The sequence below is a fragment of the Rhizobium anhuiense genome, assembly GCF_003985145.1.
GTDB lineage: Bacteria > Pseudomonadota > Alphaproteobacteria > Rhizobiales > Rhizobiaceae > Rhizobium > Rhizobium anhuiense.
This window is the reverse complement of record NZ_ML133536.1, coordinates 61,405-81,137: the sequence shown is the minus strand read 5'-3', so window position 1 is coordinate 81,137 and position 19,733 is coordinate 61,405. Positions and strand designations below refer to the sequence as shown.

The following is a 19,733-nucleotide window of genomic DNA, read 5'->3' as shown; positions in this document are numbered from 1 at the left end:
CGAGCTACGAGCGCGTGATTACGGAGAGCTGCGTTGTTTCCGTCGCAAACTCCGCCCGCAGATACGTGGCTTCCGGGTTTGTGGAAAGCATGGCTTCCAGGCTCTCAGCGTCGATGAAGACGATGCCGTCGTCTCCCCCGAAATACCGGCGCTTGTAGTGCCAATGGTCCGGATTGGTCTTCGGATCGCACTCGTCGGCATAGACCGCGAGTGCCCTTTGACCCTCTGCCAATTTTCCGTTGGAAAGCACATAGACGCCTTCATCGCCGACGATCCACAGGCCGTGCCGTTCGTCGTTGTCCGGGAGAAGTCCATAGTGAGGATTGCGGAAACCGCCATTGGCTGCCGCGTCGGTGCGTCCGCGCGCGATCACCGCACGGACATCGACCGCGCTAAAAGTGAACATGGCGTCCTCCTCACGCGGCGATCGGGGAGGGAAGGTGGCGAAGATGCACCGGCAGCTTCACAGCGATCTCCCCGTCGGTGAGTTCCTCGAGTAGCTTCAGGAAAGTGCCCTCGTTGCCGCCATAGAGCACGACGGTGCGCTTGCCGCGAGCGGACTGCGGCCACTTGTCTCCGGCATAGCCGCGGTAATCGTCGGCAGTCGTGCTCCAGATATGCTCGAGCCGCTCTTGCCGCGTCATGGCCCGGACCGGACGGCTTTCGCGCTCGATGATGGCGACGCGCATCGTTTCGACGGATGCCTTGTCGGAAAGATCGCAATAGCCATGGAAATACCGAATCGCCTCGTCGATCCTGAGCGCGAAGAACACTGATGTCACCGAGCCTGTCATGTATTCGCGCATCGCAAACATGGACCCTCGGATCCACAATGGCGGTAGGATCTCGAACATGTAATCATGCTCGGTCTCGCCGATCTCGAACCATTCGTCTGCGTAGAATGGCGCGGCATCACCATCCCAACGGTTTGGGCGCTGCGCGTGGCGATCGAACATGCGGAACATCTGCTGGCGGCTTGCGACGCCCTGAAAAACCTTGGCGATTGCGGGAGAGGGGATCATCTGCGGCTCCTTGCGCGTTTTCGGACCGAAGTGCGGCGCCGTCCTCTCGACCTCGCCATCCTCTTCAATCCTTCATGACCCCTTCCGAGCTGCCGGCATCGCGACCGGCCGGGTCAAGGGCCGGCTCCGCCGGGCGAAGCCTCCCTTGATGCGGGCGGTGCGAATGCGGCACGCCTCTTTCCTTTTCCCGTTTTTCCTTTTTCCCAATCTTCAGGGTCTCGTTCCAGTCCTCCTCGGGCGGGCGCAGCCGCGTCCAGTCGCACCCGGTATCCTCGGCGAGCGCCCGTAATCGCTCGGCAAACAGATCGCCTTGTGCATTGGCGTCCGTTGCGGCGACGAGTTGGGCGCCGGGCCGGAAGGTCAGTTCCCACAGCGCGGCTTGCGTGGCCGGCGACCATCCGCCGCCGGTGCTCAGATAGAGCGTGCCGTCGCGCAAACCCTCGATCGCCGCGAGACTCATGGCGTCAATCGCAGCTTCGGTGACGGCCAGGCGCCACGCAGTAGGCGGCCCGAGACGGAAAAGAACCTTGTTCCCTCCAGAGGCGAACCCTCGGTATTGCGGACCTCGCGCCTCCCAGCCAGTCACAACGCCGACACCGTCCGTATGAGCTGCCCACATGCTCCCGTATGGCCCTTCCCGCAGAAGGTCGCCTTTGATCGCCACGCGGAGCAACGGCACCGGCAGGCAACGATCGCCATGGAGATAATGCCATGTCGGTGATCCGTGCCATGGGCGCCGGCGCGCCTGCCAGCGCTCGGGAAGAGAGAGGTTGTATCCTCCTTCACGCCTCGCGGGCTGCCACTCCGGATCTGTGATCCTGACACCGACGAGATCCGCGACCCTTTCGGCGCCTTCGAGAAAACCGACATGGTCGAGATGCTCGACAAGCCCGAATACGTCGCCTTTCGCATCGCTGAGCGGATCGAACCATCCGCGCCCCTCATGCGTGACGATGATGATTTCACCGTCACGGCGAAACTTGATCGCCCGCCGGGTGCTTTCCTTGATGTCGATGGCGAAGCTCGCCCTTTCGAGAACGGCCGCGCAACTGACCCGTTCGCGCAGCGCTTCTATGTCTCTTCTCTTCATTTTATTTCCGATCGCCCGGCGATCGGCCCTCGTTGCCTTCTTTGCCCGTCGTTTCGCGGGCACCCTTCGGCCAGCCGCGAAGAGCAAAGGCGGCAAGGGCGCGGCTGACAAGTGTCGGATCATGCTATGCTCGACCGCGGCGAAGCCTCCCTTGCGGCTTGCAGTTCGCAAGCGGCACGCCAGAGGCAGGGGCAGGTTCAATGAGCCGGCCAGGGAAAGAATTCGTGAACGATCGCAAGATCGTTGTCGGGGTCGATTCCGTCAGAGGGTAGAACGCCGTACTCGCCATCGGCTTCGACGCGGGAGAGCTGGAAGGCGTTGGACCGTGCGAAGGAAAGATCGCGCGACTTTAAGGAGGTTCAATGGGAGCTGGCCAATTCCCGCTCAATGGCTCCTCAAAGGCAGGGGACGGACGCGATCAGCCCGACGCGGAGCGGCAGCGGCCACAACTTCCTAGCGGACCTTCAGCGGGTTGACGGTAGAATCCGGAGCTCGGCTAGGATCTATCACAAACACGCGGATCGGCCTGCTTTCGTGCCACCTCTCAGCGGCGTGCCGCACCGACCTCAGGAGCCAGTGTCTCCGTACTTTCAAAACCGATGGCGCGATCTTGCTGCGGGCTGACGTTGCCAAGACGACGCATTTAAAAGCAGCATGCAAAGCAAGGTGAAAGCGTCCGGCGCCAGCGACCGTGGCGATCAATCTGACCGCGTGATCTTCATTTTCTCGAGCGCCTGTTCCACTGAGTCGGCGTTGAGTGAAATAACCGCACGCTCCACGCACACCTCAATTTCAGCGGTATCCTTTCCCTCGATCAACGCGATATCAGTCACCGCCCAGCCTCTAGATATCCAATGGAGGCAGGTTCGTTCAAGCGGCGAGAGTATCGCAATCTTCATGGCGTGCTGGTTCCACTCAGCCAAAGCCAGCAGGTTTCCGAGCGGAAAGCATCGACCATGAGATTGGAGAACCTGTGCAAATTTGATCCAAGATCACCATGATCGCTTGTCTCGAAACCCTTTGGCCTACCTGTCCAGCTCGACTTCAACTCAAACTTGGGGTCAACACCAAGAGATCTGCGTCGTCTTCAGGCACAAGCCGACCTTTGTGCTCAGCATGCTCATGGCGTTGGTGGGTCCCGCAAGCGGGAAGCGTATTTGTCAGAGCAATCCAAGCGGCGACGGCGCGCGTGGCTGCCTTGGGAAGGCGGCCCGCGACCAAGTTGGGCTCGAGACCGTAGTTTGATGCGAGTGACAGCCGAATCGAAGCGACTGCAATTTCGCGCTTAGCTCGATTGAATATTTCAGGGATATGGCGGCGTGGTCGGACAAGCCTCGAGCGACTGTGACGACGAATTCGGAGTCCAGGGCGCGCAAACCGCATCGAAGGCAGCCAAGTCATTCGCTAAGCGACCGAGCAATCTGGCCGCAGCTTCTGAACTTCGTCGATCTCTCGGCGCATGTTCGTTTGCAATGGTGGCGTGCATGATAGGATCCTGTCTTGTAAGAAGAGGGGTCAGTTTTCGAGAAAGGTGAGCTCGCTGACGAAACCTTCGGCATTGCCTCGGAAAAGAGAGCGGGTGAATTCGATCGCGCGGCCCGAAGCAAGATAGGCAACGCGTTTTGTCAAAAGCCCAGCCGTTCCGACCGCGACGCCAAGCGTTGTGGCGTCCGGATCTTCGATGTTAAGTGCGAAAGTGCGTTGGATCGCACGAACGGGTCTAAAGTTTGCGTCCGCGAGTGTGTTGCAGATGGAACAGGTAACGGTACGAGCGTCGGGCAGGAACTCGGAGGAAATGCATATGCGTTCAATCGCAATCGGCTGGCCCGCCGAGCTCCGCAAATGGGTGATGCGCACGACGCGACTGTCGCTTGACAGGCCGAGTGTCATCATCTCCTCTGGTGCGGGCTGGGACGTGCTGCGCTCGATGCACTCGACTTTCGTGCCCGATCCAAGCCAGGAAATGCCACCTGTCAAAAGATACGCGCGTGACGGAGGCTGATCTGCGCGGACCGCCGATCCGGCTACGAAGGTTCCTGAGCCGCGCCGGCGAACCAGAAATCCGTCTTGCACGAGATGGTCGATTGCTTTGCGGACCGTTACACGGCTAACGCGGACATGTTCAGCGAGGTCTCGTTCGGGATAAAGAACGTCGCCCACTTTGAGTTTACCCGACAGGATCGCCTTTTCAAGCGCCAGGCGAAGCCTTTGATAGAGCGGACCGGCGCCGTTGATGTCTGTGCCCCATCCTGGAAGCATAGCCGCAAGCGTGTCGCTCATTCGATCGCTTTCAGATGGCCGAAGCGCGACACAGCCAGGGCCACGGCCCCGCTCAGTGCATCGCCTTCGGGCGTTACCAGTAGACTTTGATGCCGTGCAGCGATCGAGGACGAATACAGCGGCCCCAATCCCCCGAGCAGGCAAATCTTCTGCGTTCCTCGAGCGACTAGACGATCAAGTGCTTCGTCAACTGAAACAGCGGCTTCTTGCAACAGGCGCGCGGCGACAGCATCGCCCCGTTTCATGTGCTCGAATACGCGCGGCGCATAGCGGCCGAAGGCGCCGGGCTTTGCATGCCGCGCAAACTCGACGATATTGCGCGGGTCATTTTTGAATTCCGCAAGGACGGAGGCGGTCATCGCGGACATGTCGTGGATGCCGTCATATGCGAGCAGCGTTTCTTGCAAAAGCGCATGTCCAATACGAGCACCGCTGCCGAGGTCGCCCACAGTAAAGCCCCATCCGCCGACGTAGGTCACCGTTTCGCAGTGGCGGGAAATGTAGATCGTGCCTGTTCCTAAAATGGCGACGGCTCCGTCTTTGTCACCTAGCGCGCCTTGTAGCGCGATCAGCCCGTCTGACTCGATGTCCGCCTGGGCGAAGGGTAGCCTGTTTTTCACGTAGTGAACGGCCTCGCCGACATTATTGCCTGCGACCCCAAGTACTGCACGCGCCGAGGCGATGCTACGCGCATTGATGCCAGCTGCGTAGAAAGCCGCGCGGGTCGCACTGGCAATGTTGTCGACGGCCGTATCCGGATCGGAGAGAATGTTAGCTGGCCCGGCTTGAGCCCGCGCAAGGATACTCCCGTTCGCACCGGCGACTGCAGCTCGGCAGCTGGTGCCACCGCCGTCGATTCCGATTAGGTAGACAGTCATCCGCCCGTTCCTTCAGGATGTCATCTGACACAACGTCGATCGCGTTCAGGCCGCACCAGCCGCGCGCACCGCCTTAGTACGTACGTCGCACAAACATACTGGGCTGTCAATTCGAAATCGGCTTGGGAGAGTATGGGCGACCCAGCTGAAGCAACCCGTAATGCCTTTCGACCTGAACCCTTTCCCCGTCGCGAGTAACCGTCATACAATTTGGGATATGCTCGTGCGCAAACACGTCGGCAGCTTCGTCGCCCAGGGTTGGAAGATCTTTGCTTCGTCGTTCAAGTTTGAAGGATTCTGCGGGTCGGCCTCGTGTCGAGGCAGGCGCTTCCAAAAACAGCATGGCACGGAAACTTTGATCTGGATCAACTCGCGGTCCCGGCGAAATTGGTAATCATCAAGCCGCGCCGGAGGAAATCGGGATAGCCGAACCCGCAATCGCGACGTAAGCGTCTGAGTATGCCCAGCATGCGCAGCCACATCCGGCACACGCGGATTTTGAAGGGATCAGGACATGGACGTTGCACGCAGTAAGGGTTCCGACGCCGGCACTCCCGTCGCTTGCGCTTCCTGCCAGGCGCGGCACGGCGTCGTCTGCGGCGTACTGTCGAGCGGTCAGTTAAAGGACCTCGGCCGCCACTCGCTGCGCCGCAAGGTCGATGCCGGCAGCGAGATCGTCGCTCAAGGGTCGGAAAGCTCTTTCTATTCGAACATAATGCGCGGGGTGGTGAAACTCTGTAAGGTGATGCCGGACGGGCGCCAGCAGATCGTCGACCTGCAATTCGCCCCCGATTTCGTCGGCAGGCCCTTCGTGCGCGAAAGTACGCTGTCGGCTGAGGCTGCGACCGATGTCGAAATCTGCGTCTTTCCCCGCGACCTGCTCGACCGCATGATATCGGAGACGCCGGAACTGCGGCGCAGCCTGCACGATCAGGCGCTGAAGGAGCTGGACGCCGCGCGCGAATGGATGCTGACGCTCGGCCGGCGCACCGCCGAGGAGAAGGTCGCAAGCCTGCTCCACCTCATCGCCACCCACGCCGAACCGCAGACCGCCACGACCACCGTTTTCGACCTGCCGTTGTCCCGCGCCGAGATCGCCGATTTTCTCGGTCTGACCATTGAAACCGTCAGCCGCCAGATAACCAGGCTGCGCAAGAGCGGCGTCATTCGCATCGAGAAGTTTCGACATATCATCGTCCCCAACATGGATGAGATGGAGCGGATGATCAGCGCATAGAACGGGATCAGCTGCCGAATTCGGGATCAGCGCGTGATTACGACGCGGTTGTTGGCGAGGCCAGCCTGTGGCGCCAGCAGCGCTCCTCATCACATCACCCACCCGGGACCCCGTCCCCATTCAAGCTCGAACGAGGCAGATACATGAACAAGATCAAGGTCGCCAATCCCGTCGCCGATCTCGACGGCGATGAAATGACGCGCATCATCTGGCAGCTCATCAAGGATAAGCTGATCCATCCGTATCTTGACCTCGACATCGACTATTTCGACCTCTCGGTCGAAAACCGCGACGCCACCAACGACCAGGTCACTGTCGACGCCGCCAACGCCATCAAGAAGTACGGCGTCGGCATCAAGTGCGCGACGATCACGCCGGATGAAGCCCGCGTCAAGGAATTCAACCTCAAGGAAATGTGGAAGAGCCCGAACGGCACGATCCGCAACATCCTCGGCGGCGTCATCTTCCGCGAGCCGATCATCTGCAAGAACGTGCCGCGCCTCGTTCCCGGCTGGACCAAGCCGATCGTCGTCGGCCGCCACGCCTTCGGCGACCAGTACCGCGCCACCGATTTCAAGTTCCCCGGCAAGGGCAAGCTGACGATCAAGTTCGTCGGCGAAGACGGCACCGTCATCGAGAAGGAAGTCTTCAACGCACCGGGCGCCGGCGTTGCCATGGCGATGTACAACCTCGATGAATCGATCCGCGAATTTGCCCGCGCCTCGATGATGTATGGCCTGATGCGCAAGTGGCCGGTCTACCTGTCGACCAAAAACACCATCCTCAAGGCCTATGACGGCCGCTTCAAGGACATCTTCGAGGAAGTCTACGAGACCGAATTCAAGGATCAGTTCAAGGAAGCAAACATCACCTACGAACACCGTCTGATCGACGACATGGTCGCCTCGGCGCTCAAGTGGTCTGGCGGCTACGTCTGGGCCTGCAAGAACTATGACGGCGACGTCCAGTCCGATACCGTTGCCCAGGGCTTCGGCTCTCTCGGCCTGATGACCTCGGTTCTGCTCACGCCGGACGGCAAGACGGTCGAAGCCGAAGCCGCCCACGGCACGGTGACGCGTCACTATCGCCAGCACCAAAAGGGCCAGGAAACCTCGACGAACTCGATCGCCTCGATCTTCGCCTGGACCCGCGGCCTCGCGCATCGCGCCAAGCTCGACGACAATGCCGAACTCGCCCGCTTCGCCGCGACGCTCGAAAAGGTCTGCGTCGACACCGTCGAATCCGGTTTCATGACCAAGGATCTGGCGCGGCTGATCGGCCCCGACCAGCCGTGGCTCTCGACCACCGCCTTCCTCGACAAGATCGATCAAAACCTGCAGAAGGCCATGGCGTGAGCCGGCCTTTCCAAAATAACATCGAAGCGGCGGGGATTTCCCCGCCGTCAGATTGCTGCGAGTGTTCGACGCCCCGACGCTCAGCCCAGAACCGCCGCGGTTACAACGATAAATCGGTTGCCGGGACATCTTCGATTACATCGTCGAACAGGCGATCGGCCACGGGCTGGTCGGCACGGTGGCGTTACACGGATTCGACCCATCTGAAGGCCAATGCCAACAAGGGCGAATACGATCTTGCAATGGTCGAGAAGTCGCGCGCCGACTACTTGGCCGATCTGGATGCGGCGATCGAGGCCGAACGCAAGCTGCACGGCCAGAAGCCCTTGAAGGACAAGGAACGCCGGCCGGAGGTGACGACGACTAAGGTTACGCGCAGCGTTCAGACAGCGGCTATATGGTGCGCGACGGCAGGCCGAAGGGCTTCTTCTCTCTCGATCATCGCACGATGGACGGCAAGCTCGCCATCATCACCGATACTTATGTCACGCCAGCCAATGTCCACGACTCGATCGTCTATCTCTCAAGGCTCGACCGGCAGCAGACCCGTTTCGGCTTCGATGTCGGCGCGGACGGGCTGGATGCCGGCTATGCTACGCCGGGCATCGCCAAGGGCCTGGAAGACCGGCAGATCCTTGGCGTCACAGGCTATCGCAATCCCACTCCGCCCAAGCCCGTCATGATGCGCAAGTCGACGTTCGTCTTCGAACCCGAGACCGATGGCTATCGCTGCCCCGAAGGCCATTTGCTGACCCATTCGACGACACCGACGAAGCCGACAGATTCTTTGGTCTAAACTGTCCATCCATCTGGACCGCGGAACGGTTCAAACGTCAACGCTGCTACCTTTGTCACGACGTAGTGAAGAATTGTCGAGGGCAGGCGCATTCGCCATCACTGCTTTTCCTCTCGCGCGCCTCGGCTACCATCTCCTCAAGCCTAACAGCAACACCGTGAGCGCGGCGATAGTAGGCGGATTCTGGTATCCCATACCGGTCAATTGGCGTCTCGAAGTTGAGCGGAGTCTGATAAGGAGTTGAGGCGATCGCCGAGGCGATCGTGTGCCAATCTAATCGTCCGTCGAATGGCAAGAGATGGTCATCCACTGCTCCGAAGTTGTCGTGAATGTGAGTAGCAATGACGCGATCCGCGAAACGCTCAAGCACGCTGAGCTTGCCTGGCTCGATCAGTTCCCAGTGGCCACAATCGAAGCAGACGCCGATGAACTCCTTGCCGTATCGAGCGAACAGCCGATCATAGAGGTTGAGGAAATTCTGGGCGTTGGCGCAGAGGAGAGTTTCCGCGGCAATCTGGACGCCCTTTTCGACGCAGTAAGGCCTGATTTCGTCGAGAGACTGGAAAAGGGGGTCGAAGAACGCTCGTTCGGCGGCTTCGCTGCCGAAGACGTTGTCGTTGATATCGATGTGCAGAACGATATTGGGGGACTGGAACGCGGCCGCCAGGTCGACACGGTTACGCAACAGCTCGACTCCGCTGCGGCGCTGCCATTCATGCGGCGACAGGAAGTCCTTGCGCGTCTCCATCGCGAAAGGGCCAGGGTTTTTGTAGCCGATCTCAGTGATAGGATTGCGGCCATTGCTGGCATGAACCGAGTGCACTTTCAGCCCAGCATCGGCCACGATCCTGCTTGTAAACTCGATCTCGGCGTCGGCCAGCCAGTACGAACTGCCGGAGTCGGGATTCCAGTTGATGTGTGTGAAGCCAGCTTCCTTAATGAGGGTGAGCGAGTTGCGAATGCCTTCGTCGTACCAACGCTCCTGGTGCGGCCAATGCCAGACGGTGATGCAGGTATCCAATGGATCAGTCTCCTGTTCTACAATGTTGTGGTTTCTGGACCTTTGCCAAGGCCGATCCGCTCAGCCAACAGAATGATCGCCATTGAAAACACCATGATCAGATTGACGTAGACGAGGTTGAGGGCCGCCTGCTCAGGATCGACAGACAGCGAGCTGTCTACGATTGCAATCGGCAGCGGCTTGTTATTGACGTTGTATAGAAAGGCCGACAAGGGGTATTCCGACAGGAGATCGTTGAAGGCCATCCCGGCGACGAGGATTACAGTCGGCGCCACTATCGGCAGAATGATGCGGCGATAGCGATAAAGACCGGTGGCGCCCATCGAGCGGGCGGCCTCGTTATAGGCCGGATCAATTCCTACGAAGGCGGCCCTCAGGAACCTCACCATCAGCGGCAAGGCGACGATGGCGTAGCCAATCGGCAGGAGCCAGTAGCCGCCGAGGAGGACTGCGTTTCCAACGAGCGGGTTTGGCGAGTCAAAGGTGACGATCAGCCCGACAGCGAGCAGAATACTAGGAACTACCCATGGCAGGAAGAAAGTGATGTCCAGAAGGCGCGTCAGCCAACTGCGGCGGCCAAGAATAACCGGGACGGCAAACAGTGTAACGACGAGCGCCGCCGATACCGCGACAAGGCTCATCACTATGGAGTTGAAAAACGGAAGAAAGGCGCTGCCTTCGGTGAAGACGCGGGTATAGTTCTTCAGTGTCAGGCTGGATGGGATCACTTCGATGCCGATGCTCGCGGCAGGGGCGAAGGAGAAGAGTACGACAAGCGCGATCGGCACCGTATAGATAGCCACGAGAAGATAGGCAAACAAATGTAGCACTGCATTGCCGATGGGGCTGCAAATTTTGCGTAGCTGGATGGGCGCAGTCGCTTTCGCGCCGCCGACATAGGAGCCGCGCGCTTCGAAATATTGAGACAGCAGTATAAGCGCCATGAGACATAGTCCCATCATAAGCGCGAGTAAGGCGGCCATGTCGGGACGGCGCAGGCTGTTCAAGGTCAGCACCATCTGGCTCAGCATGTGGAAATCGCGACCGCCCAGCACCTGAGGGGCGGCGAAAGAGCTGATTGCGGTGTAAAGGGTGAGAAGGGTGACGGCGAGGAACGTCGGCATGATCGCGGGCAGTACCACACGCCACAGGATCGTATATTCCGAGGCACCCATACTGCGCGCAGCTTCGATTGTTGCGTAGTCGACGCGGCGCATCGCAGCGCGCAGAAAAAGATAGTAAAAGTTGGTCATCAGAAAGGTATGCGTGAAAAGCACGCCAAACCAGCCGATGAACCAGGCTTGCGGGAGGCTGGAGACGGCGGCCTTCACCAGATGTGTCACCGCACCGCTGGGACCATAGGTGAAGTTGTAGCCCGCCGCCGCAACGACACCGCCGAAGACCAGGGGCGTTGCATAGGCGATTTTCAAGAGTGCGCGACCGCGTACGTGAAAATATTCAAGGACGACGACCTGGAACATCCCGACAATGGTCACCGTAACCATGGTCGCTGACGTCATCCAAAGCGTGTTCCAAAGGGCAGCGCGCACTCTTCGTGATCTTGAAAGTTCGCTTGCGATCTGGCCGACCACCAGGCTGCCGTCCTTGAAAAAGGCCGCATGAAGTGACGCGACTAGCGGCAGGATCAGGAAGGTGATGACGATCCAGATCAGGGCCGCCACTCCGATCCAATAGACTACGCGCTCGACGGGCGCCGCGCGGTTCATCTGCCCGCTTCCTCGAAGATATGCGCCGAGCCCGGCCGGACCGTCCAGGACACGGTCTCACCGATTTCAGGTAACTCGTGCCCCATCCTGGCGGCCGAAATTAAGTGTCCGCCGGCATCCAGGTCGATGCGGCTGTGGGCGCCAAGAAATTCCACATGGCGGACGGTCGCCGGCAACCCGGCTTCTACCGCTTTCCCGACGAACACATCTTCGTGGCGGACAAAGATGCGTCCCTGAACGTCGCGGCCCAGAATTTGCGCGACAACCGGTGCGAGCAGTTCGTTGGCGGTGCCGATAAACTCGCAGATGAACGGCGTCGCGGGCTTTCGATAAAGAGTACGTCCGTCACCGATCTGTTCAACGCCACCGTTCGCCAGCACGACGATCGTGTCGGACATGGTGAGTGCATCTTCCTGATCATGCGTGACAAAGACCGCCGTGAAGCCAAATTCCTGCTGGAGCCTCTTGATCTCGCGGCGCATCGTCACTCGCACCTTGGCGTCGAGATTGGACAATGGTTCGTCGAACAAAAGCACCTTGGAGCCCGCGACGAGCGCGCGCGCAATCGCGACCCGCTGTTGTTGCCCACCTGACATGGTCGCGGGCTTCTTGTGCAGTTGCTCCGTAATCCCGGATGTTTCGGCGATCTGGGTGACACGCTTGACAATCTCGCCCTGCGGGATCTTCGCCACACGCAAAGCAAAGGCGATATTCTCGAAAGCCGTCATCGTTGGAAACAGCGCATAGTTCTGGAATACCATGCCGACGTTGCGCCGCTCCGGAGGCTCGATGGTAATATCTTTTCCTTCAAGAATAATCCGACCGCTCATGACCGGATGAAAGCCAGCCAGGGTCCTTAGGACGCTGGATTTGCCGCTGCCGGAAGCCCCGAGCAGAGCAACGAACTCGCCTTCGTGAATCTCAAGCGAGAGGTCGCTGATGACAACCTTGTCGCCATAGCCAATATGCAGTTTATCGATGATGAGGATCGGGGTCGGCATAAACATACTCCTGAGAAGCCTGGCGATCTGCGTCGCCCGGCCCTACATCCTCACCGGATTTCTAGCTCGATCTTCTGCAACCAGCCGTCCAGTTTGGGCGCGACGGCATCCCAATCGATCGGCTGCGCCTTGACTAGTTTCGCATTCGCCTGCACCTCTGGCGGTGATTTGGCCAACGCCGCCGGCAGCACCGGAACCTGACCGAATTTCTTGGCGTAGCCGGCCATGACATCGGCAGAGCCGAACCAGTCGACGAATGCCTTTGCCTGCTCCAGCTGATCGGTTCCCGCCATGATCGCCACGCCTTCAGAGATGACGGGCGTGCCACCTTCCGGGTCAATGACCTTGACTTGCATGCCGAGCTCCTTGGCGTCCTTGATGACGCCGCCGAACCAGGTTAGATTGATGATCGCACCGCCCGACTTGAAGGCTTCCTTGCGCGCATCGGCGTCATCGACAACGATCGCGTTCGCATAGAATGCGCCAAGAAAATCCCATCCAGCCTGAGTGACTTCGCCCTTGTCGTCGAGGAACCGGGCCAAGATGCCGGCAAGATAGACCCTTGTCGTCTGCCAGGCGGTGTTGCCGATGACGTATTTGCCTTTGTATTCGCCCCTTGTCAGGTCCAGCCAGCTTTTCGGCGCCCGCTCAGCGGCAAGCTTGTCAGACTCATAGGCGATGACGACCGGTGTGCTCCAGAATTTGTAGACAATGCCTTCCTTGTCCTTGTAGTGCGCAGGCAGGTCCGCCGCCCAGGCTGGTGTGTATGGCTGGAACAGGCCATTCTTTTTGAGCAGAGCCATAGACGCGTCGACCATGCCAAGTACGACGTCGGCCTGGGGGTTGTTCTTCTCGGCGACCAGCCGATCAAAAAGTTCTCCTCCGGGTGCGCGCAGAAACTGCACGTCGTGACCGGCGGCTTTAGCCTGGTCGATTATCCATTGAACGTTCTCTTCCCCCTGAGGTGAATAAACGACGAGACTCTTTGCCAAGGCCGGAGAGGCGATCGCGATCAGCACGGCGGCGAGGCTCAACAATCGTTTGATCTGGTGCATGGTGTTCTCCCATTTCATTTTGGCGGTCATTCCGGTTTGGCTTTCTTAAAGGATCCTCATGACAGATTAATTACATTGCGTAATTTAATATATATTGCAATAGCTGTTTGGCTGCTGACAATTTGACACTCTTGGAACCAATGGACCTTTCACGGAACGAACGACGACTGGTCGAACTGATTTTCGTAGGCAAGCAGATTGCGCGGGTCGACCTAGCGGAACGGTCCGGCATGACAGGTGCTTCTGTCACTCGGCTGATAGGTCGCTTAATTGAGATCGGACTTCTGATCGAGGTGGTCGAGCGGACCGGCGCCCAAGGCCAGCCTCGGCGCTTGCTGAGCTTGCGGGCTGATCGATATCTTTCCGCGGGAATAACATTCTCGGTCTCCCGAATGGAGGTAGCAATTGCTGATCTAGCGGGTAAGATTCTTACCTCCCGATCTGTAGACATCGAGACCAGCACAGCTTTGTCTGTGGCAGAGGCGGCGCAGGCTGCTATCGCAGCGATGCTGACCGATCTTGGCACGCCTAAAGATCGCCTTCTCGGGGTCGGCTGCTCGGTGCCCGGCAATTTCGGCACGATGTCGCACATCCTCAAGGCCCACAGCTTCTTCCCGGCTTTCGATGATGGTGAGGCGGACCAAGCTTTTAAAGCGACTTTCGAAGCGCCCTATTACATCGAGAATGATGGAACAGCTGCATCGCTCGGAGAGTATGTGTTCGGCGGACGCATCCCGCAGCCTGATCCGATGTTCTTCATTCACATCGGACACGGTGTCGGGGGAGGGGCGGTTATCGACGGGCGGCCGTACCGCGGTGTCAATGGAAACGCCTGCCTGCCCGGAGTTCTCTACCCGTACGACCAGCCGCGCCCATCCGGCCAAGACCTTTTTGCCACCCTCAACAGTGCCGGCTTCGCCATCCACGACTTCATCGACCTCGATCGGTTGCCAGATAGCGCCGAAGCGGCGTTAGAAATCTGGATTGAACGCGCCGGAAAGCAGCTCAGCGAGACGGTGCGTGTAGCTACGGCGATGTTCGACCCCGCGCTGATTGTCCTTGGGGGACGGCTGCCAGAACTAGTGACAGACAGGCTGGTACGCGCAATTTCCAGTCAGCCAATCCTTGGCCCGTCGCGCGGCTTGGAGGCTGCCGCAGTTGAGGCCTCTCGACTTGGCCCTCGCGCCGGCGCGATCGGGGCGGCCTGCATTCCGTTCTTTGCCTCTCTCTTTTCCGCCGCCGTCGCAGACGATGGCAGTCCTTACCTTAACGGTCGCAAGCCCAAATCCCGACCTTAGAAAATTCGATAGCGCGCCTGAGTCTCTTTAAGAAGCCTACCGGACAGGCCTTGCCCGGCGCGAATCGACACAACAGGTCCGCAAGCCCCTTCGTTGCATATCGGTGTCGCTACAAAGCCTCAAATGACCAGCTTGAGGTGGCTGGATAAAACCAAACCGGCGGCGCCGCGCAGAGCCGTATGGCCTTCGCCGATACCATTCACCGTGATCGATATCTCCTGACCAGGTCTCTTCACCACTAGCTGCTCTACATGCTGCCTGATCAGCTCTGCTGCCTTCATTCCGCCTCCGGCGACGTCTCCATGAAGGACGTAGGAGTTGAGGGAGAGTGTTTGCTGCAGATTGACGATGCCGAAAGCCACGTTCCGTGTGTAACGGACGAGAAGCTCCTCTGCCGCATTCGAGCCTTCGTCTGCTTCCTTGACAAGCCTGGCACAGGTGATGCTCTTGGGATGCGGCAAGCCCATTCGGGCGGCTTCCTTTCGTAACCACGGAAGAGCAGCGACCGTCTCCCAGCAGCCGTGCTTTCCGCAGTTGCAAGGGGCACCATCGATCTGCACCACGGTGTGCCCGAGCTCGCCGCCGGATCCGGCGAGTCCACGATAGACCTTGCCGTCGATGAAGAAGGCGCCGCCGAGAACCTCGCCAGTATAGACCGCTGCGAAATTTTGTTGACCGCGACCGGGTCCGAACCATCTGTCCCCAACAAGCAAGGCACGGGGGTGGTGATCGATGGCAACCGGAAGAGAGAAGCGTTCTTGTAGTATTGCTACGAGGGGAAGTCCCGTTAGAACGGGAGCAAGATTGACGGTGAGAATGGTTCCATTGTCACTGTCGATCATTCCAGCAGAGGCCACGCCAATGCCAAACGGCGCCTGCTGGGCCTGAGACAGTGTGGCAGTAAGCGTCTCCGTCATGACCGCGATGAATGCTTCTGTGTCGCCATGCGTATCAAATTCAGCTTTCGCAACGGCCTTGATCTCACCGGTTAACGCCACGAGGCATGTTTGTATCGTGCCGGGCAGAAGGAGGACCGCGCCAAGCATCGGTGCATCGGGGTTAAAATAAAGCGGACGAGCCGGCTTGCCGCCTTTGACGTCGGAAGGCGACGCATCTCCCTCAATAAGAAGCTGGTCTTCGATCATCGGCTGCACAATACCGGTTATCGTGGTCCGGTTGACACCTGCAAGTCGAGCGAGATCTGCCCGGCTTTTGGGTCCGTTGTCATATAAGGCTTGAAGGACGCGACCGCGGTTTATCGCTCCAAGCGCCGATTGGGAGACAAGTGTCACGTTACCGCCGTTCTCGCCGACGGCGACTTCTCTGCTGGCAGGGGTGCGCTGGCCCAACGAATAGGACGGCTGGCTCTCAAACTTCAATTCTCTTCTCCAATCTACCGGATCCTTTTAGCCCGTACATTATCGAACGGCCATACAACATAAGGCCCTTTCCGGTGATGCAAGCAGGACCTCGATGACAACCGCAGTACCGCGCCGGAATTTTCGCCGCGACAACTTCTTGACACTAACATAAGTTTGTGCGAGGTACAAACTAACTGCTTACAAAAAGCACATTAGGGGTAACAATCTCAGTATCGACAAGCGGAAGCCCAGGGGCTGCGCTGAAGGGCCGGGGTTGGGATACGAAGCAACTGAGGAGGCTGTTTATGACAATCGATATCGGAAATATGTCGCGACGTGACCTGCTGAAAAGCGCTTCCGTCGCAGCTCTTGTGGCTGGCGCGGGATCATTGGCCATTCCACGGAGGGGTGCCGCGCAGGATGCGAACACCGTGCGCGTCCTGTCCGTTGAAGACCCATTTTTTTTCTCAATGAAGGCGCTGGTGCCAGAATACGAGAAGGAAACCGGCATCAAAGTCGAACTGGAGAGTCTCTCCTATGACGCCCTTCAATCGCGCCTCGTGTCTGCCTTTGTCGCCAAGACCTCCGACGCCGATGTCATCGTCGTCGACCAGATGTGGCTCGGGCAATATCTCGACAACGGCTGGATCATCTCGCTGAACGATTTTATTGCCAAGGACAGCGAATTCGACCTCTCCGACTTCATCCCCGAGGTCCTTTACTCCTCGAATATGTGGCGCGGCCAAGTTGGCACACTGCCGGTTGCCGCCTATGCGCAGGGGGTCATGTATCGCAAGGACGTCTTTGACGAACTCGGCATTGCAGCGCCGCCGACCGAGACATCGGAAGACTGGACCTGGACGAAATACATCGACACACTGAAGTCGATGGAAGGCAAATCATTCGCCGGTAAGCCGCTCTTTCCAACCGTCGTTTGCGGTTCCCAGCCGTCGCCGATCGTCCACATGTTTACGCAGGTGTCGGCAAGCCACGGCGCGAATTGGTTCAAATCTTTCCCGGCCGCTCCGTGGGATTTCTCCCCGCAACTGACGAGCCCCGCCTGGATCAAGTCTGTCGAAGTCTATAGGCAGCTCTACAAGTTGTCTCCGCCTGAAGCGATCAACTATGTTTGGTTCGATGCCGGCACCCGTTTCGCCAAGGGCGATATCGGCATGTTCTACTGGTGGACCCCGTACTTCTATCTAATCAAGAACTCGGGCTACATGACCGGCAAAAAGTCGGACATCATGGATAAGTACGTAACGGCGGCCTTGCCGAAGGCCGAGGGCGTGCCTCAAACGGTTAGTCTCGGCGGCTGGAGCCTTGGCATTCCATCGAGTTCCGAAAGGCAAGAAGCAGGCTACGCCTTTATCAAATGGGCGACCTCGAAAGCCACGCAGAAGAAAATGGCCCTTTGGCCGGACCTCAACTACCAGTTCTCCGACTTTGCGCGCATTTCGCTCTATCAAGACGAGGAAGTCAAGGCGATCTATCCTTACCTCGATGTGCAGTATGCGATGATGAAGCAGGGCAACGGCAAGATCACACGCCCGCCTGTCCCTGGTTACACAGCCATCGAAAGCGTGTTGGGTCTCACATTGAACCAGCTTCTGACCGGTAGCGAAGAGCCGAAGACCGGCCTCGAGCGCGCCAACAGCCTGTTCGAGAGCATCCTGAAGGGCAATCTCATGATCCCTTATCAGAAGGATAGCTACACAGATACTCTTGATGGGGCCAAAGCCCTGATCGCCAAGAACTAATTAGAGTTCTCCTCGGGCCGGCGCGAGAGCGATCGCGCCGGCAGCCAAGTGAAGAAGAACTGGATCTGGCAATGCACACGACTACTGTTTGCTCTCCGCGAGCCCTCGGGCCCGCCCGGAAGAGCTTTATCCGACGAAACCTGCCCTACTTGCTGATTGCGCCTTCGGTGGTGATGCTGCTCGCTCTGATCGCCTACCCCTTGCTGTTTGCCCTAAGATCGAGCTTCTATTTCTGGAACCTGCAAATCGGCCCGGAGCCGCTCCAGTTCATTGGGTTCGAGAATTATGTGCAGGCCTTCAACGCTTTCGACTTTCGCGCCGCGCTCACCAATACCCTGATCCTGTCGATCCTTGGCACGGCACTTGAGTTCACGTTTGGCCTGGCGATCGCGCTCATTCTGCTCAAGGCACTGCCTGGCATGAACATCGTGCGGGCCCTGCTGATCCTGCCAACAACGATCGCGCCCATCGTCGTCGGCTTTTTGTTCCGCTACCTCTATGATCCCGGCGGTGGCCTGTTGAGTTGGGTGTTGCAGTCGCTCTGGCTCCCCGTTCCCGCAGAAGGAATTCTTGGCTCGCCATCGACAGCACTCGCGGCGATCCTCTTCGTCGACATCTGGCAGTGGACACCGTTCTTTGCAATCGTTCTCTATGCGAGCCTTTTGGCCGTGCCGGACGAGATTTTGGAGGCCGCACGCCTGGATCGCGCGTCTGCATGGACGATCCTGATGCGGATCAAGCTACCGCTGATCAAACGCACCGCAATCATTATCGTCATGCTGCGCTTCATGCAGATCTTCAACACCTTCGACACGGTGCTTGTGCTCACGCGCGGCGGACCGGGCACGTCTACACGCACCCTTGGATACTCACTCTACGAACAGGGCCTTGTGAACTTCAACATCGGACTGGTCAGTGCCATGACCTGGATCACCGTGCTGATCGTCAACGTCATCGTTGCACTGTACGTCTTCTTCGCGTTCCGAAACGAGGAGTGGTAAAATGTCGCGCCGACACACGAGCTTCAACACGGCACTCACCTACGCCGCCGGCCTCCTCTTCCTGGCAATCTTCGTCGGTCCGATCCTGTGGTTCATCGCCCTTGCGATCCGGCCGGCCGAGACGGCGTTCACCATGCCGCCGCAACTCACATTCGAGCCCAATCTCGACGCATTCCGGCACATCCTCGTCGATCCTGGCACCAACGCGCCGCAACTGGTCAACAGCCTCATCGTCGCGATCGGTGCTGTGCTACTCAATCTGCCTTTTTCGGTTCCCGCAGCCTACGCGTTGTCCCGTTTCAAGCTCCGCGGCAAGAAGAACATCATGTTGTGGTATCTCGGGCTGTTGATGGCCCCGCCGGTCGCGTTTCTGATCCCATATTTCATCCTCATCACGCGCATTGGCCTCCAGGGTTCCTACTTTTCGATGATCCTGGTCCTACAGACGCTGACGATCCCGTTTTCCGTCTGGTTGATGAAGAGCTTTATCGATGAGGTGCCAGTGGAACTGGAGGAAGCTGCCCGGGTGGACGGCGCCCGTTGGTACACGATCATGTTGCGGATCACGCTACCGATCGTTCGTCCTGGGATCATTGTTACCTCGATGTTCGCCTTCGTGTTCGCGTGGAACAACGCCGCTTTTCCGCTGGTGCTGAGCTCACGCTCGACCGCCACCCTTCCGATCGGAACACTTGGGTATTTCGCAACGAGCGGAGTGACCTGGAACTACATCGCCGCCGCCGCAGTGCTCGCGATGATACCTCCGATGATCATCTTCCTTGTTTTCGATCGATACGTCGTACGAGGCCTCACCTTTGGTTCGGTGAAGGGCTGAGCTTTCCTTTATGAAT

Annotated in this window: 17 protein-coding genes and 1 pseudogene; 7 read left to right on the top strand and 11 right to left on the bottom strand. The window is 58.7% G+C overall.

Translation table 11 applies throughout. From position 1 onward, the window contains the following. Positions 1 to 4 precede the first annotated feature (4 nt). From EEQ99_RS28510 to EEQ99_RS28485, 6 genes are all read right to left on the bottom strand, one after another. Positions 5 to 406: a DUF3085 domain-containing protein gene (locus EEQ99_RS28510; protein WP_127431455.1), complete on the bottom strand. Its 402-nt coding sequence runs from the start codon at positions 404 to 406 to the stop codon at positions 5 to 7. Positions 407 to 416: 10 nt separating this feature from the next. Beyond that, complete coding sequence (locus tag EEQ99_RS28505) at positions 417 to 1,022, bottom strand: DUF1419 domain-containing protein (protein ID WP_127431454.1); 606 nt, start codon at positions 1,020 to 1,022, stop codon at positions 417 to 419. A gap of 64 nt (positions 1,023 to 1,086) precedes the next feature. Next, the gene (locus EEQ99_RS28500) at positions 1,087 to 2,112 is read right to left on the bottom strand and encodes a DUF3991 and toprim domain-containing protein (RefSeq protein ID WP_127431453.1); all 1,026 of its coding nucleotides are present in this window, start codon (positions 2,110 to 2,112) and stop codon (positions 1,087 to 1,089) included. Between the two features lie 698 nt (positions 2,113 to 2,810). Beyond that, positions 2,811 to 3,011, bottom strand: coding sequence for a hypothetical protein (locus tag EEQ99_RS28495; RefSeq protein ID WP_127431452.1), 201 nt, complete (start codon positions 3,009 to 3,011; stop codon positions 2,811 to 2,813). A gap of 616 nt (positions 3,012 to 3,627) precedes the next feature. Beyond that, complete coding sequence (locus tag EEQ99_RS28490; RefSeq protein ID WP_127431451.1) at positions 3,628 to 4,392, bottom strand: GntR family transcriptional regulator; 765 nt, start codon at positions 4,390 to 4,392, stop codon at positions 3,628 to 3,630. Beyond that, the gene (locus EEQ99_RS28485) at positions 4,389 to 5,270 is read right to left on the bottom strand and encodes a glucosamine kinase nucleotide-binding domain-containing protein (RefSeq protein ID WP_127431450.1); all 882 of its coding nucleotides are present in this window, start codon (positions 5,268 to 5,270) and stop codon (positions 4,389 to 4,391) included. Before EEQ99_RS28485 ends, EEQ99_RS28490 begins: the two co-directional genes overlap by 4 nt. Positions 5,271 to 5,784: 514 nt before the next feature. Between EEQ99_RS28485 and EEQ99_RS28480 the strand changes: the two genes are divergently transcribed. From EEQ99_RS28480 to EEQ99_RS28470, 3 genes and pseudogenes are all read left to right on the top strand, one after another. Next, positions 5,785 to 6,507 (top strand): Crp/Fnr family transcriptional regulator, encoded by a 723-nt coding sequence (locus EEQ99_RS28480; protein WP_127431449.1) that lies wholly within the window; start codon positions 5,785 to 5,787, stop codon positions 6,505 to 6,507. A 143-nt stretch (positions 6,508 to 6,650) separates the two neighbouring features. Continuing rightward, positions 6,651 to 7,862 carry an NADP-dependent isocitrate dehydrogenase gene (locus tag EEQ99_RS28475; protein ID WP_127431448.1) on the top strand — a complete coding sequence of 404 codons (1,212 nt, stop codon included), beginning with the start codon at positions 6,651 to 6,653 and terminating at the stop codon, positions 7,860 to 7,862. A 61-nt stretch (positions 7,863 to 7,923) separates the two neighbouring features. After that, positions 7,924 to 8,628: pseudogene (locus EEQ99_RS28470) on the top strand (transposase); the annotation flags it as partial. 85 nt (positions 8,629 to 8,713) lie between these two features. Here EEQ99_RS28470 and EEQ99_RS28465 read toward each other — a convergent pair. From EEQ99_RS28465 to EEQ99_RS28450, 4 genes are read right to left on the bottom strand one after another with little or no spacing between them, the layout of a single operon-like run. Then, positions 8,714 to 9,679, bottom strand: coding sequence for a sugar phosphate isomerase/epimerase family protein (locus tag EEQ99_RS28465; RefSeq protein WP_127431447.1), 966 nt, complete (start codon positions 9,677 to 9,679; stop codon positions 8,714 to 8,716). Between the two features lie 17 nt (positions 9,680 to 9,696). After that, positions 9,697 to 11,406, bottom strand: a complete 1,710-nt coding sequence (locus EEQ99_RS28460) for an ABC transporter permease (RefSeq protein ID WP_127431446.1) — start codon at positions 11,404 to 11,406, stop codon at positions 9,697 to 9,699. Beyond that, positions 11,403 to 12,407 carry an ABC transporter ATP-binding protein gene (locus EEQ99_RS28455; RefSeq protein WP_127431445.1) on the bottom strand — a complete coding sequence of 335 codons (1,005 nt, stop codon included), beginning with the start codon at positions 12,405 to 12,407 and terminating at the stop codon, positions 11,403 to 11,405. Before EEQ99_RS28455 ends, EEQ99_RS28460 begins: the two co-directional genes overlap by 4 nt. Positions 12,408 to 12,457: 50 nt before the next feature. Continuing rightward, complete coding sequence (locus EEQ99_RS28450) at positions 12,458 to 13,462, bottom strand: extracellular solute-binding protein (RefSeq protein ID WP_127431444.1); 1,005 nt, start codon at positions 13,460 to 13,462, stop codon at positions 12,458 to 12,460. A gap of 107 nt (positions 13,463 to 13,569) precedes the next feature. On the opposite strand from EEQ99_RS28450, the gene EEQ99_RS28445 reads away from it, so the two are divergent. After that, the gene (locus EEQ99_RS28445; RefSeq protein ID WP_244604858.1) at positions 13,570 to 14,760 is read left to right on the top strand and encodes an ROK family transcriptional regulator; all 1,191 of its coding nucleotides are present in this window, start codon (positions 13,570 to 13,572) and stop codon (positions 14,758 to 14,760) included. Between the two features lie 119 nt (positions 14,761 to 14,879). On the opposite strand, the gene EEQ99_RS28440 is transcribed toward EEQ99_RS28445, so the two are convergent. After that, positions 14,880 to 16,139, bottom strand: coding sequence for an ROK family transcriptional regulator (locus tag EEQ99_RS28440; RefSeq protein ID WP_127431443.1), 1,260 nt, complete (start codon positions 16,137 to 16,139; stop codon positions 14,880 to 14,882). Positions 16,140 to 16,426: 287 nt separating this feature from the next. Here EEQ99_RS28440 and EEQ99_RS28435 point away from each other — a divergent pair, with 287 nt between their 5' ends. From EEQ99_RS28435 to EEQ99_RS28425, 3 genes are all read left to right on the top strand, one after another. After that, entirely contained in the window at positions 16,427 to 17,881 is a 1,455-nt protein-coding gene (locus tag EEQ99_RS28435; protein ID WP_127431442.1) for an ABC transporter substrate-binding protein, read from the top strand. Between the two features lie 71 nt (positions 17,882 to 17,952). Then, a complete protein-coding gene (locus tag EEQ99_RS28430) occupies positions 17,953 to 18,882 on the top strand; it encodes a carbohydrate ABC transporter permease (RefSeq protein ID WP_127431441.1) in 930 nt (309 codons plus the stop codon). Position 18,883: 1 nt separating this feature from the next. Further along, entirely contained in the window at positions 18,884 to 19,717 is an 834-nt protein-coding gene (locus EEQ99_RS28425) for a carbohydrate ABC transporter permease (RefSeq protein ID WP_027681768.1), read from the top strand. Positions 19,718 to 19,733 lie beyond the last annotated feature (16 nt).

Excerpts from the sequence above, each read along its gene's own strand:
- EEQ99_RS28490 (WP_127431451.1), bottom strand. The coding sequence starts at position 4,392 with ATGAGCGACACGCTTGCGGCTATGCTTCCAGGATGGGGCACAGACATC.
- EEQ99_RS28450 (WP_127431444.1), bottom strand. The coding sequence starts at position 13,462 with ATGCACCAGATCAAACGATTGTTGAGCCTCGCCGCCGTGCTGATCGCG.
- EEQ99_RS28505 (WP_127431454.1), bottom strand. The coding sequence starts at position 1,022 with ATGATCCCCTCTCCCGCAATCGCCAAGGTTTTTCAGGGCGTCGCAAGC.
- EEQ99_RS28430 (WP_127431441.1), top strand. The coding sequence starts at position 17,953 with ATGCACACGACTACTGTTTGCTCTCCGCGAGCCCTCGGGCCCGCCCGG.
- EEQ99_RS28500 (WP_127431453.1), bottom strand. The coding sequence starts at position 2,112 with ATGAAGAGAAGAGACATAGAAGCGCTGCGCGAACGGGTCAGTTGCGCG.
- EEQ99_RS28460 (WP_127431446.1), bottom strand. The coding sequence starts at position 11,406 with ATGAACCGCGCGGCGCCCGTCGAGCGCGTAGTCTATTGGATCGGAGTG.
- EEQ99_RS28455 (WP_127431445.1), bottom strand. The coding sequence starts at position 12,407 with ATGCCGACCCCGATCCTCATCATCGATAAACTGCATATTGGCTATGGC.
- EEQ99_RS28475 (WP_127431448.1), top strand. The coding sequence starts at position 6,651 with ATGAACAAGATCAAGGTCGCCAATCCCGTCGCCGATCTCGACGGCGAT.
- EEQ99_RS28480 (WP_127431449.1), top strand. The coding sequence starts at position 5,785 with ATGGACGTTGCACGCAGTAAGGGTTCCGACGCCGGCACTCCCGTCGCT.
- EEQ99_RS28485 (WP_127431450.1), bottom strand. The coding sequence starts at position 5,270 with ATGACTGTCTACCTAATCGGAATCGACGGCGGTGGCACCAGCTGCCGA.
- EEQ99_RS28510 (WP_127431455.1), bottom strand. The coding sequence starts at position 406 with ATGTTCACTTTTAGCGCGGTCGATGTCCGTGCGGTGATCGCGCGCGGA.
- EEQ99_RS28425 (WP_027681768.1), top strand. The coding sequence starts at position 18,884 with ATGTCGCGCCGACACACGAGCTTCAACACGGCACTCACCTACGCCGCC.
- EEQ99_RS28435 (WP_127431442.1), top strand. The coding sequence starts at position 16,427 with ATGACAATCGATATCGGAAATATGTCGCGACGTGACCTGCTGAAAAGC.
- EEQ99_RS28495 (WP_127431452.1), bottom strand. The coding sequence starts at position 3,011 with ATGAAGATTGCGATACTCTCGCCGCTTGAACGAACCTGCCTCCATTGG.